The organism is Sphaerisporangium sp. NPDC049002 (assembly GCF_040649355.1).
Taxonomy (GTDB): domain Bacteria; phylum Actinomycetota; class Actinomycetes; order Streptosporangiales; family Streptosporangiaceae; genus Sphaerisporangium.
On record NZ_JBEZFH010000059.1, the window covers coordinates 24,694 to 36,110 of the forward strand.

The following is an 11,417-nucleotide window of genomic DNA, read 5'->3' on the forward strand; positions in this document are numbered from 1 at the left end:
GTCTTAACCGAACACCTTCTGGACGTGGTGGAGGCCCCGGACCAGCGCGTCGATCTCGTCCGTGGTGTTGTACAAGTAGAAAGACGCCCGCGTGGTCGCCGGTATTCCGAAGCGCAGGTGCAGCGGGCGGGCGCAGTGGTGCCCCACCCGCACGGCGACGCCGAACTGGTCGTCGAGGATCTGCCCCACATCATGCGGGTGTATGCCGGGGATCGTGAACGAAATCGTCCCACCGCGCTCCTCTGCCGTCGTTGGGCCGATGACGCGCAGTCCCGGGAACTCCCCCAGCGCCGACAGGCCGTACACCGTGAGCTCGTGCTCGTGGCGCCGGATCTCCTCCATGCCGACGCCCGAGAGGTAGTCGACGGCGGCGCCGAGCCCTATCGCCTCGACGATCGGCGGCGTGCCCGCCTCGAACTTGTGCGGCACGGGCGCGAACGTCGAGTGGTCCATCCAGACCGCCTCGATCATCTCTCCCCCGCCGAGGAACGGCGGCATCGCGTCGAGCAGCTCGTGCCGGCCCCACAGGACGCCGATGCCCGACGGGCCGACCATCTTGTGCCCGGTGAACGCCACGAAGTCGGCCCCGAGCGCCGCGACGTCGATCGCGCGGTGGGGCACGGACTGGGAGGCGTCCAGCATCATCAGCGCGCCCACCTCGCGGACCCGCGCGAGGACGTCGGCGACCGGGTTGACCGTGCCGAGGACGTTCGACTGGTGGACGATCGACACGATCTTCGTGCGCTCGTTGACCAGGTCGTTCATCCCGGACAGGTCGAGACGGCCCTCGTCGGTGACGGGGAACCAGCGCAGCGTCGCCCCCGTGCGCTGGGCCAGGAGCTGCCACGGCACGATGTTGGAGTGGTGCTCCATCTCGGAGATGACGATCTCGTCGCCGGGACCCAGCGTGAACCGCTCGTCGGTGTTGGTGGGGTTGCCGAAGGAGTACGCCACCAGGTTGAGCGCCTCGGAGGCGTTCTTGGTGAAGACGACCTCGTCGCGGGCCGGCGCGCCGATGAAGGCGGCGACCTTGTCGCGCGCGCCCTCGTAGGCCTCGGTCGACTCGCTGCCCAGCACGTGCAGGGCTCTGCCGACGTTGCTGTAGTGCTGCTCCAGGTGGTCACGCATGGTGTTGATGACCTGCGCGGGCTTCTGCGAGGAGTTGCCCGAGTCAAGATAGACCAGCGGCCTTCCGCCGGGCAGCTCGCGGGAGAGGATCGGGAAGTCCTTCCTGATCCTCTCCACATCGAACATGCTGTCGGTCATGCATTCGCCTTCGTGTAGCGCTCGTAGCCCTCGGCCTCAAGCTTGTCGGCGAGCTCGGGGCCGCCCTCCTCGACGATGCGACCGGCCGCGAAGACGTGGACGAAGTCCGGCTTCACGTAGCGCAGGATGCGGGTGTAGTGCGTGATCAGCAGCACGCCGGTGTCACCTGCCGCGCCGAAGCGGTTGACGCCCTCGGAGACGACGCGCAGGGCGTCGACGTCGAGACCGGAGTCGGTCTCGTCGAGGATGGCGATCTTCGGCTTGAGCAGCTCCAGCTGAAGGATCTCGTGGCGCTTCTTCTCGCCGCCGGAGAATCCCTCGTTGAGGTTGCGCTGGGCGAAGGCGCCGTCGATGGACAGGGCGTCCATGCCGGCCTTCAGCTCCTTGGTGAAGACGCGCAGCTTCGGCGCCTCACCGCGCACGGCCGTGACGGCGCTGCGCAGGAAGTTGGACACCGAGACGCCGGGGACCTCGACGGGGTACTGCATGGCGAGGAACAGGCCCGCGCGGGCGCGCTCGTCGACGGTCATGGACAGGACGTCCTCGCCGTCGAGGGTCACCGCGCCGGAGGTGATGGTGTACTTCGGGTGACCGGCGATCGCGTAGGCGAGCGTCGACTTGCCGGAGCCGTTCGGGCCCATGAGGGCGTGGGTCTCCCCCGCGCGGACGGTCAGATTGACTCCGCGCAGGATCTCCTTGTCCTCCACGGCGACATGCAGGTCACGAATTTCCAGGGTGGACACTTAAGACTCCCCATTTTCGTCATTGTCAGCGCTGTCGAGCGAGACGAGCACGTCGTCGCCTTCGAGCTTCACTCGGTAGACCGGGACCGGCCGCGTCGCGGGCGGGCCGGTGGGCTTGCCGGAGCGGATGTCGAAGCACGAGCCGTGCAGCCAGCACTCCAGCGTGTCGTCGTACACCTCGCCCTCGCTCAACCTCACCTCGGCGTGCGAGCACACGTCGTGCAGGGCGAACACCTCGCCGTCCTTGCGGATCAGCGCGACGGGCTTGCCCTGCGCCTCGACCCCGACGACGCCGCCGTCGGGGATGTCGGAGAGGGAGCAGACCTTCATGAACGTCATCGCGCGAGCTCCGCCTCCACGGCGGCGAGCACGCGGTCGCGGATCTCCTCGACCTCGATCTTCTCGATCAACTGGGCGAAGTACCCGCTGATCACCAGGCGGCGCGCCTCCTCGTACGGGATGCCCCGCGCCTGGAGGTAGAAGAGGTGCTCGTCGTCCATGCGGCCCGACGCCGAGGCGTGCCCCGCGCCCGCGACCTCTCCGGTGAGGATCTCAAGGTTCGGCACCGAGTCGGCGCGGGCGCCGTCGGTGAGGATGAGGTTGCGGTTGAGCTCGTAGGTGTCGGTGCCGGTGGCCTCGACACGGATGATCACATCGCCGATCCACACGGCGTGCGCCTCGTCGCCCTGGAGGGCGCCGCGGTAGTCGACGTTGCTCCGGCAGTCGGGCACGCTGTGGTCGACCAGCAGGCGGTGCTCAAGATGCTGGCCGGCGTCCACGAAGTACAGGCCGTTCAGCTCGGCGTCACCGCCGCGCCCGGTGTAGGAGACCGAGGGCGACAGGCGGACGAGGTCGCCGCCCATGGTGACGACGAAGCTCCTGAACGTCGCGTCCCTGCCCAGGTGGGCGTGGTGCTGCGAGACGTGCACCGCGTCGGGCGCCCAGTCCTGCAGGCTGACGATCTTGAGCGTGGCACCGTCGCCGACGACGAACTCGACGTTGTCGGCGTAGACCGCGCTGCCCTGGTGGTCGAGCACGATCACGGCCTCGGCGAGCGGCTCGACGACGACCACGATGTGGCCGTAGGAGGCGCCGCCGCCCTCGCCGCGAAGGCTGATCACGGTCTCCTTGGAGGTCACGGCCTCCTTCGGCACCGTGATCACGGTCGCCTTCTCGAACGAGGTGAACGCCTGGACGCTGACCCGGTCGGTGGGCGCGTACGCCTTGCCGATGCGGGCGTCGTCACGCCCGACGGTCTCGACCGAGACCTCCGGCGCGGCCTCGACGTGGACCACGACGTTGCCGGTGACCGGCGCGGTGCCGTCGTGCAGGCCGCGCAGGCGGGACAGCGGGGTGAACCGCCACATCTCCTCGCGGCCCGTCGGGACGGGAAAGTCCTTAAGGTCGTAGGAGGAGGCGCCGTGCAAGGTGGAGAGAGGCTTGGAGTCGAGGCCCATGGTCAGCCCACCGCCCCTTCCATCTGCAGCTCGATCAGGCGGTTGAGCTCAAGGGCGTACTCCATCGGCAGCTCGCGCGCGATCGGCTCCACGAAGCCGCGCACGATCATCGCCATGGCCTCGTCCTCGTTGAGCCCGCGGCTCATGAGGTAGAACAGCTGGTCGTCGGAGACCTTCGAGACCGTGGCCTCGTGCCCCATGGAGACGTCGTCCTCGCGGACGTCGACGTAGGGGTAGGTGTCCGAGCGGCTGATCTGGTCGATGAGCAGCGCGTCGCACTTGACGGTGGACGCCGAGCCCGCGGCGCCCTCCTCGATCTGCACGAGACCGCGGTAGGAGGTGCGGCCGCCGCCACGCGCGACGGACTTGGAGATGATCGTCGAGGAGGTCTTGGGCGCGAGGTGCACCATCTTGGCGCCCGCGTCCTGGTGCTGGCCCTCGCCGGCGAACGCGACGCTCAGCGTCTCGCCCTTGGCGTGCTCGCCCATGAGGTAGACGGCGGGGTACTTCATCGTGACCTTGGAGCCGATGTTGCCGTCGATCCACTCCATGGTCGCGCCCTCGTACGCCACGGCGCGCTTGGTGACCAGGTTGTAGACGTTGTTCGACCAGTTCTGGATGGTCGTGTAACGGCAGCGGGCGTTCTTCTTCACGATGATCTCCACGACCGCGCTGTGCAGCGAGTCGGAGGAGTAGATCGGCGCCGTGCAGCCCTCGACGTAGTGGACGTAGGAGCCCTCGTCGACGATGATCAGCGTGCGCTCGAACTGGCCCATGTTCTCGGTGTTGATCCGGAAGTAGGCCTGGAGCGGGATCTCGACCTGCACGTTCGGCGGGACGTAGATGAACGAGCCACCCGACCACACCGCGCTGTTGAGCGAGGCGAACTTGTTGTCGCCCACCGGGATGACCGAGCCGAAGTACTCCTTGAAGAGCTCGGGGTGCTCCTTGAGACCGGTGTCGGTGTCAAGGAAGATCACGCCCTTCTCCTCAAGGTCCTCACGGATCTTGTGGTAGACGACCTCGGACTCGTACTGCGCGGCGACGCCCGCGATCAGGCGCTGCTTCTCGGCCTCGGGGATTCCGAGCCTGTCATAGGTGTTCTTGATGTCCGCCGGGAGCTCGTCCCAGGTGGCCGCCTGCTTCTCGGTGGAGCGCACGAAGTACTTGATCTTGTCGAAGTCGATGCCGGAGAGGTCGGATCCCCAGCTCGGCATGGGCTTCTTGCCGAAGAGCCGAAGGCCCTTCAGGCGAAGGTCGAGCATCCACTCGGGCTCATTCTTCAGAGCCGAGATGTTGCGCACGACGTCCTCGGACAGGCCTCGGCGCGCCGTGGCGCCCGCCACGTCGGAGTCGGCCCAGCCGAACTTGTAATTCCCGAGGCCTTCAAGCTCCGGGCGGTCGGTGACAGTCACCTTCCGGTCTCCTTGCTCTCAATCGCTTTTCGCGAAGTGCTTATGGTCACGCCGGAGCCGTCTGACGTGTCTACGGTCGCGCTCCGCCGGGGGTTCACCGGTGCGTTCCTCTGAGCCGCGAGGGCGCGCGGGCTCACATGGGTCGTGCACACCCCGTCGCCGTGGGCGATCGTCGCCAGGCGCTGGACGGGCGTGCCGAGCAGTTGCCCGAATGCCTCGGTCTCGGCCTCGCACAGCTGCGGGAACTCCGCCGCCACATGCGCGACCGGGCAATGATGCTGGCAGAGCTGCTCGCCGCCGGACTTGGCCTGGGTGGCCGAGGCGGCGTAGCCGTCGGCCGTCAGGGCCTCGGCCAGCATGCGCACCCGCTGGTCGGCGGGCACCTCGCGCATCACCGGCTCAAGACGCCTGACCAGGCCGCTCACCTGCGATCGGGCGAACTCGGCCACGGCCTCCTCGCCCACGCGCTCCGCCAGGAAGCGCAACGCGCTGCCCGCGAGGCCGTCGTAGGCGTGCTCGAAGGCGCTGCGCCCGGCGTCGGTGATCACGAACAGCTTGGCGGGACGCCCGCGCCCCCTCTGCCCGCGAGGCCGCGCCGTGCGAGGCTCTATCATGCCTTCGGCGAGCAGAGCGTCGAGATGACGACGCACAGCCGCCGGTGTGAGCCCGAGCCGCTCGCCCAGCGCGGCGGCGTTGATCGGGCCGTGCTCCAGGATCAGCCGAGCGACGCGTGCGCGCGTGCCGCGCTCCGCGCCTTTTTCGGCGTGCGTCATCCCAGCCACGTTTTTCACAACATCAGTGTGCCGTAATTCCTTCCCGGCACACAACCGGATGTCCGGGTTGCGCCAATGGACTTTGTCACGCAGGTAAGGCTTACCTAACCAGCGGAAACGTCTCCGGACAGGTCCACAGGGAGCCCGTCCCCCACCACCCCGGGGACGACGGGGACGGCCGTGGTGTCCCGGGGCGCGGCGGTCCCCGCGCGGCCGAGCACCAGGAAGGCCACCAGGGCCGCCACGGTCAGCCCGGCCATCAGCAGGGCCATCGGGAGCGCCGAACCCGATCCGCCGAGACCCACCAGCGGCGCGGCGACCGCCCCGAGCGCGAACTGGAGCACTCCGAGCAGTGCGGAGGCGCTGCCCGCGATCTGCGGAGCCTGGCCGGCCAGGGCCAGCGCGCCCGACCCCGGCAGCGACAGGCCCACGCCGCACATCAGGATGAACAGCGACACGACCACCGCGAGCAGGCCGAGGCCGGCGACCACTCCCGCCACCAGGCCGGCGGCGCCCGCGAGGCTCACCAGCAGGCCGGCGAGCACCAGGCGCGCCGGGGCCACCCGTCCGGCGAGCCCCCCGCCCACCTGGGCCATCGCGGTTAGGCCCAGCGCGTTGAGACCGAAGATCAGGGAGAAGCCGGTGGGCGTCACTCCGTAGATCTCCTGGAGGACGAACGGCGACCCGGAGATGTAGGCGAACATGGCCGCGAAGCCGAGCCCGGCGGCCAGGGCCCCGGCCATGAAGGAGCGGTCGCGGACCAGGAGGCCGAAGGTCGCGATGGTGTGCCGCAGGCCGCCGCCCTCCCGGCGCCCGGCGGGGAGGGTCTCGCGTACGCCCAGCGTCACCGCGAGCAGCAGGAGCAGCCCGGCCACGCTGAGGGAGACGAACACGCCCCGCCAGGAGGTCACCACCAGGAGTTGTGCCCCCGCGACCGGCGCCACGACGGGGGCCAGGCCGCTGACCAGCATCAGCGTGGCGAAGATCCGGGTGATGGCGGGCCCGTCGTACAGGTCGCGGACGACGGCGCGCACGATCACCAGTGCCGCGCCGCCCGCGATGCCCTGGAGCAGGCGCAGCGCGATCAGCGCGTCCACCGAGGGGGCGAAGGCGCACAGCAGCGAGGTGAGCGCGTAGGCGGCGACGCCCCCGAGCAGCGGCACGCGCCGCCCGCGCACGTCGCTCAGCGGCCCGGCGATGACCTGGCCCACGGAGATCCCGATCAGGCACGCGGTCAGCGTGAGCTGGACCTGGGCGGCCCCGGTGAGCATCTCCCCCCGGATGGCGGGCAACGCGGGCAGGTACATGTCGATGGACAGGGGACCGATCGCCGAAAGCGCCCCGAGGATCAGCAGGAGCAGGCCCCTTCGCCGCCCCCCACCCGTCTTCCCGTCACCGGAGGCCGCCACGGCCTCGTCCCGCTGGGGGGTCATGGGCATGCGGTCCCTTCAGGGCGTCTGAGTGCTCGAACAGCCCACGGGGGCCGAATGCGCATGAACAACATTAAAGACGACTTAATTCCCTGATAGATAATTATTTTGACCACATAGGCGCGCGACGGCTCGAACGGCCGGACCTGTCGTCACAGGTCAAGGCCATGAGGTGACCAAGCCGGTGGGGGTCGTGAGGGAGGCTGAGGACCGGCCGCGACCGGCTCAGTGGGCGGGTTTGAGGGTGATGGGGGCGAAGACGGCGCCCTGGGGGTCGGCGAGGATGGCGTAGCGTCCCGCCGGAAGGTCCGCGGGGCGCTGGAGGATGCTTCCGCCGTGGTCCTCGGCGAGGGCGGCGATGACGTCGCAGTCGGCCACGGCGAAGAAGACCAGCCACCGCGCCTGGACCTCGGGAGGGAACCGGTCGCCGATCGGCATCATGCCCGCGACCGGCCTGCCGTCCGCCAGCCACTCGGTGTACTCCACGCCCGCCGCGTCAGTGGCGCTGCGCGAGCCCCACCCGAAGACGGCCGGGTAGAACGCCTTGGCCCCCACGACGTCACGGCAGTCCAGCTCGTTCCAGCAGTGCGCGACCGGCTCGTTGACCAACTGGGCGCCATAGTGCCTGCCGGGCTGCCAGATCATGAACGACGCCCCCGCCGGATCCTGGAAGACCGCCATCGAGCCCTCGTCGAAGACCTGCACGGGCCCTACCGTGACGTGGCCCCCCGCCTCCTTGACCCTCTCGGCCACGGACTCGGCGTCGTCGGTGGCGATGTAGGTGTTCCACACCGAGGGAACGCTCTCGCCGAACGTCGGCCCGATGCCCGCCACGAGCTTCCCGCCCTGCCAGAACCGGCCGTATCCCCCCGCGTCGGGGTGGGGGTCGAACTCGGCCCGCCATCCGAACAGCCGCTCGTAGAAGCCCACCGACGCGCTGAGGTCGGTGCTCGAAAGGTCCACCCAGCAGGGCACGCCGGGCTTGTAACCGGTACGCGTGGGCATGCCTGGCCTCCTTGACGGCCGATGTCACGTCGCTCGCCCCTGCACGTCCGCACCCGCTCACGCCTGGTCGCGGATGCTTCCAGCTCTCAGCGGACGCCGCGCCGGCCGGAGCCGGCCCCGCGGTCGCGGCACGGGACACGGCCAGCGTCACACGGCGGGGCGGGCGCCACAGGAGCCGACGAGGCGGCTTGGCCGGAGGCGCCCGCAACCTTTACCACGACGCGGCACGGGGGCCGTGGTCCGCCGAATGAACCACGCGGCGCGGTCCCTAAACTCGTCAGCATGGACTCCCCAGCCGTCGCGCTCACCGATCTGGTCAAGCGATACGGCCGCACAGTCGCGATCGACGGTCTGACCCTGAACGCCGAACGTGGCGCGGTCACCGCGATCCTCGGCCCCAACGGCGCCGGGAAGACCACCACGGTCGAGATCTGCGAGGGGTTCAGGAGGGCCGACGGCGGCACGGTGCGCGTCCTCGGCCTCGACCCGGCACGCCAGGCGGCCGAGCTCAAGCCGCGCATCGGCGTGATGCTCCAGTCCGGCGGCGTGCCCCCGGCCGTACGGGCCGGCGAGTGGCTGCGGCTGGTCGCCCGGTTCCACGCCCATCCCCTCGACCCCGCCGCCCTTCTCGACCGGCTCGGGCTGACCGAGCACGCCCGTACGCCGTACCGCCGCCTGTCCGGGGGGCAGCAGCAGCGGCTGTCGCTCGCCGCCGCCGTCATCGGCCGCCCTGAGCTGGTCTTCCTCGACGAGCCGACCGCGGGGCTCGACCCGCAGGCCAGGCACGCCTGCTGGGACGTGGTCGCCGAGCTGCGCGCCCGGGGGGTGTCCACGGTGCTGACCACCCACCACATGGACGAGGCCGAGAAGCTCGCCGACAAGGTCGTCATCATCGACCGGGGCACGGTGGTGTCCGAGGGGAGCCCGCAGGCGCTCACGGGCGCCGAGCGGCAGCTGCGCTTTCGCGCGCGTCCCGGGCTCGACCTCGACGAGCTGCTCACCGCGCTGCCCACGGGCAGCACGGCCAAGGAGTCGCCGAGCGGCCACTACGTCATCGAGGGCCACGTCGGCCCCGAGCTGCTCGGCACCGTCACCACCTGGTGCGCGGCCGAGGGCGTCACCGCCGACGACCTGAGCGTGGAGCGCCGCACCCTGGAGGACGTCTTCCTGGAGCTCACCGGAAGGGAACTGCGATGACCGCCGCCCTCGATTTCACGCCCTCGCCCGGGGCGGCGCCCCTGCCCCGCATGGTGCTCGCCCAGGCCGGCGCCGAGGTGCGGGCCGTGCTGCGCAACGGGGAGCAGCTCCTGCTCACGCTGATCATCCCGATCCTGGTGCTGGTCGGGTTCTCGGCCGCGCCGCTGCTGGAGGTGCCGGGCAGGCGCATCGACTTCGTGGCGCCCGGCGTGCTCGCGCTCGCGATCATGTCCACGGCCTTCACGGGCCAGGCGATCGGCACGGGGTTCGAGCGGCGGTACGGGGTGTTGAAGCGCCTCGGGGCCACTCCCCTGTCGCGTCCGGGCCTGATGCTCGCCAAGACGCTCGCGGTGATCACCGTGGAGGTGCTCCAGATCGTCGTCATCGCCGCCGTGGCGCTGGCGATGGGCTGGCACCCCCAGGGCGACCCGCTGTGGGCGCTGGTCCTGGTCCTCGCCGGCACGGCCGCGTTCAGCGGGCTGGCGCTGCTGATGGCCGGAACACTGCGCGCGGAGGCCACGCTCGCCGCCGCGAACCTCGTCTACCTGGTGCTGCTCGGGCTCGGCGGCGTCGTCGTCCCGGTCACCGCGTTCCCGCACGCCGTACGTGCCGTCGTGGAGCTGCTGCCGATCACCGCGCTGACCGGCGGACTGCGCTCGGTGCTCGCGCACGGCGGCGGACTGCCGATCAGGGACCTGCTCGTACTGCTGGTCTGGGCGGCCGTTACCCTCGGTCTGGCCTCCCGCACCTTCCGGTGGGAGTGACGTAGACCCCAGGCATCCCCCCGACCGCACCAGCAGGTGCGAGGAACGCGAGAAGAACCCCCGATGACGCTGCCGTCGATCTCCGCGTCCGCCGGACCGTACCGCCCGGACCGCGCCCGGCCAGGAGCCTTCGTACGGACGGCCGCGGGTGCGGTGCCCCCGTCCGGGCTGGTGGTGCTGGGGATCCTGTCGGTCCAGATCGGCGCGGGCCTGGCCAAGAACCTTTTCACGCACCTGCCGCCCAGCGCCGTGGTGTTCCTGCGGATCGCGGCGGGAGCGGTGATCCTCGCGGCCGTCGCCCGGCCCCGGCTGCGCGGCCTGACCCGGCGTGACCTCGCCGTCGGCGTCGCGTTCGGCGTCACGCTGGGCGTGATGAACCTCTCGTTCTACGAGGGGCTCGCCCGGCTGCCGATGGGCATCTGCGTGACCATCGAGTTCCTCGGCCCCCTCGGGGTGGCGGTCGCGGCCTCGCGCCGCCGGATGGACCTGCTGTGGGTGGTGCTGGCCGCCGCCGGCATCCTGTTGCTCGCGCCCTGGAGCGATAGCGACGGCCTCAGCTGGATCGGCATCGGCTTCTCCGCCCTGGCGGGCGCCTGCTGGGCCGGTTACATCCTGCTGTCGGCCGCCGCCGGAGGACGTTTCCCCGGCACGACCGGGGTGTCCTTCGCCATGATCGTCGCGATGCTCGTCACCGCTCCGGTCGGGGTGGCCACCGGGGGCGCGGGCCTGCTCAGCCCGGAGCTGATCCTTCTGGGCGCGGGTGTCGGCCTGCTCTCCTCGGTGATCCCCTACAGCCTGGAACTGGAGGCCCTGCGCACCATGCCCAAGCGCGTCTTCGGCATTCTGATGAGCCTGGAGCCCGCGGCGGCGGCCCTGGTCGGCCTGGTCGTCCTCGGGGAGTTCCTCAACGTCCGCGAGTGGGCGGCCATCGGCTGCGTCGTCATCGCCTCCGTAGGCGCCACCCGCACATCCTGACCCCAACGCCCGCAGACAACCACCCCTGCCGAACCTCAGCCCTGGCCCTCCGCAGTCGCCCGGTCTCCACCTCGTAGACGAAGCCCCGCACAGACTCCGCCTCACCCCCACGGGCGTGGGGAGGACGACGGCGCGGCGGGCAACGTCTACCAGAACAACGGCTCACCCCCACGGGCGTGGGGAGGACTTCCTGCGGGCCGAGAAGGACGTGTCGGGTACCGGCTCACCCCCACGGGCGTGGGGAGGACGCGTTCGCCCTGGTCAGTGTCAAGCCGCTCGGCGGCTCACCCCCACGGGCCTCGTCGCGACCCCCGCCGCCCAGGGGGAACTGGACAAGGCCAGCTGGAACCTGCCCTTCGGCGAGCCCGCGTCGCTCGATCCGATCAAGGCGT

At 70.4% G+C, this 11,417-nt stretch carries 11 protein-coding genes; 3 read left to right on the top strand and 8 right to left on the bottom strand.

Annotation, left to right across the window (positions count from 1 at the left end; genetic code table 11):
* Positions 1–3 precede the first annotated feature (3 nt).
* From AB0B89_RS14790 to AB0B89_RS14825, 8 genes are all read right to left on the bottom strand, one after another.
* On the bottom strand, positions 4–1,266 hold the full coding sequence (locus AB0B89_RS14790) for a cysteine desulfurase (protein ID WP_358552439.1): 1,263 nt from the start codon (positions 1,264–1,266) through the stop codon (positions 4–6).
* Positions 1,263–2,009 (bottom strand): Fe-S cluster assembly ATPase SufC, encoded by a 747-nt coding sequence (gene sufC, locus AB0B89_RS14795; protein WP_358552441.1) that lies wholly within the window; start codon positions 2,007–2,009, stop codon positions 1,263–1,265. The genes AB0B89_RS14790 and sufC overlap by 4 nt, the downstream gene beginning before the upstream one ends.
* Entirely contained in the window at positions 2,010–2,348 is a 339-nt protein-coding gene (locus tag AB0B89_RS14800) for a non-heme iron oxygenase ferredoxin subunit (protein WP_358552443.1), read from the bottom strand. It abuts the gene before it with no gap.
* On the bottom strand, positions 2,345–3,466 hold the full coding sequence (sufD, locus tag AB0B89_RS14805; RefSeq protein WP_358552445.1) for a Fe-S cluster assembly protein SufD: 1,122 nt from the start codon (positions 3,464–3,466) through the stop codon (positions 2,345–2,347). The genes AB0B89_RS14800 and sufD overlap by 4 nt, the downstream gene beginning before the upstream one ends.
* Positions 3,467–3,468: 2 nt before the next feature.
* The gene (gene sufB, locus AB0B89_RS14810) at positions 3,469–4,881 is read right to left on the bottom strand and encodes a Fe-S cluster assembly protein SufB (RefSeq protein ID WP_358552446.1); all 1,413 of its coding nucleotides are present in this window, start codon (positions 4,879–4,881) and stop codon (positions 3,469–3,471) included.
* Positions 4,878–5,654 (bottom strand): winged helix-turn-helix transcriptional regulator, encoded by a 777-nt coding sequence (locus AB0B89_RS14815; RefSeq protein WP_358552448.1) that lies wholly within the window; start codon positions 5,652–5,654, stop codon positions 4,878–4,880. The genes sufB and AB0B89_RS14815 overlap by 4 nt, the downstream gene beginning before the upstream one ends.
* A 104-nt stretch (positions 5,655–5,758) precedes the next feature.
* A complete protein-coding gene (locus AB0B89_RS14820) occupies positions 5,759–7,087 on the bottom strand; it encodes a multidrug effflux MFS transporter (protein WP_358552450.1) in 1,329 nt (442 codons plus the stop codon).
* A gap of 222 nt (positions 7,088–7,309) precedes the next feature.
* Positions 7,310–8,089, bottom strand: coding sequence for a VOC family protein (locus tag AB0B89_RS14825; RefSeq protein WP_358552452.1), 780 nt, complete (start codon positions 8,087–8,089; stop codon positions 7,310–7,312).
* Between the two features lie 282 nt (positions 8,090–8,371).
* On the opposite strand from AB0B89_RS14825, the gene AB0B89_RS14830 reads away from it, so the two are divergent.
* From AB0B89_RS14830 to AB0B89_RS14840, 3 genes are all read left to right on the top strand, one after another.
* Positions 8,372–9,286, top strand: a complete 915-nt coding sequence (locus tag AB0B89_RS14830; protein WP_358552454.1) for an ABC transporter ATP-binding protein — start codon at positions 8,372–8,374, stop codon at positions 9,284–9,286.
* Positions 9,283–10,050 (top strand): ABC transporter permease, encoded by a 768-nt coding sequence (locus tag AB0B89_RS14835; RefSeq protein WP_358552456.1) that lies wholly within the window; start codon positions 9,283–9,285, stop codon positions 10,048–10,050. The genes AB0B89_RS14830 and AB0B89_RS14835 overlap by 4 nt, the downstream gene beginning before the upstream one ends.
* 63 nt (positions 10,051–10,113) lie before the next feature.
* Positions 10,114–11,025, top strand: coding sequence for an EamA family transporter (locus AB0B89_RS14840; RefSeq protein WP_358552458.1), 912 nt, complete (start codon positions 10,114–10,116; stop codon positions 11,023–11,025).
* Positions 11,026–11,417 lie beyond the last annotated feature (392 nt).

Excerpts from the sequence above, each read along its gene's own strand:
- AB0B89_RS14840 (WP_358552458.1), top strand. The coding sequence starts at position 10,114 with ATGACGCTGCCGTCGATCTCCGCGTCCGCCGGACCGTACCGCCCGGAC.
- sufD (WP_358552445.1), bottom strand. The coding sequence starts at position 3,466 with ATGGGCCTCGACTCCAAGCCTCTCTCCACCTTGCACGGCGCCTCCTCC.
- AB0B89_RS14800 (WP_358552443.1), bottom strand. The coding sequence starts at position 2,348 with ATGACGTTCATGAAGGTCTGCTCCCTCTCCGACATCCCCGACGGCGGC.
- AB0B89_RS14820 (WP_358552450.1), bottom strand. The coding sequence starts at position 7,087 with ATGACCCCCCAGCGGGACGAGGCCGTGGCGGCCTCCGGTGACGGGAAG.
- AB0B89_RS14825 (WP_358552452.1), bottom strand. The coding sequence starts at position 8,089 with ATGCCCACGCGTACCGGTTACAAGCCCGGCGTGCCCTGCTGGGTGGAC.
- AB0B89_RS14830 (WP_358552454.1), top strand. The coding sequence starts at position 8,372 with ATGGACTCCCCAGCCGTCGCGCTCACCGATCTGGTCAAGCGATACGGC.
- AB0B89_RS14790 (WP_358552439.1), bottom strand. The coding sequence starts at position 1,266 with ATGACCGACAGCATGTTCGATGTGGAGAGGATCAGGAAGGACTTCCCG.
- AB0B89_RS14835 (WP_358552456.1), top strand. The coding sequence starts at position 9,283 with ATGACCGCCGCCCTCGATTTCACGCCCTCGCCCGGGGCGGCGCCCCTG.
- AB0B89_RS14815 (WP_358552448.1), bottom strand. The coding sequence starts at position 5,654 with ATGACGCACGCCGAAAAAGGCGCGGAGCGCGGCACGCGCGCACGCGTC.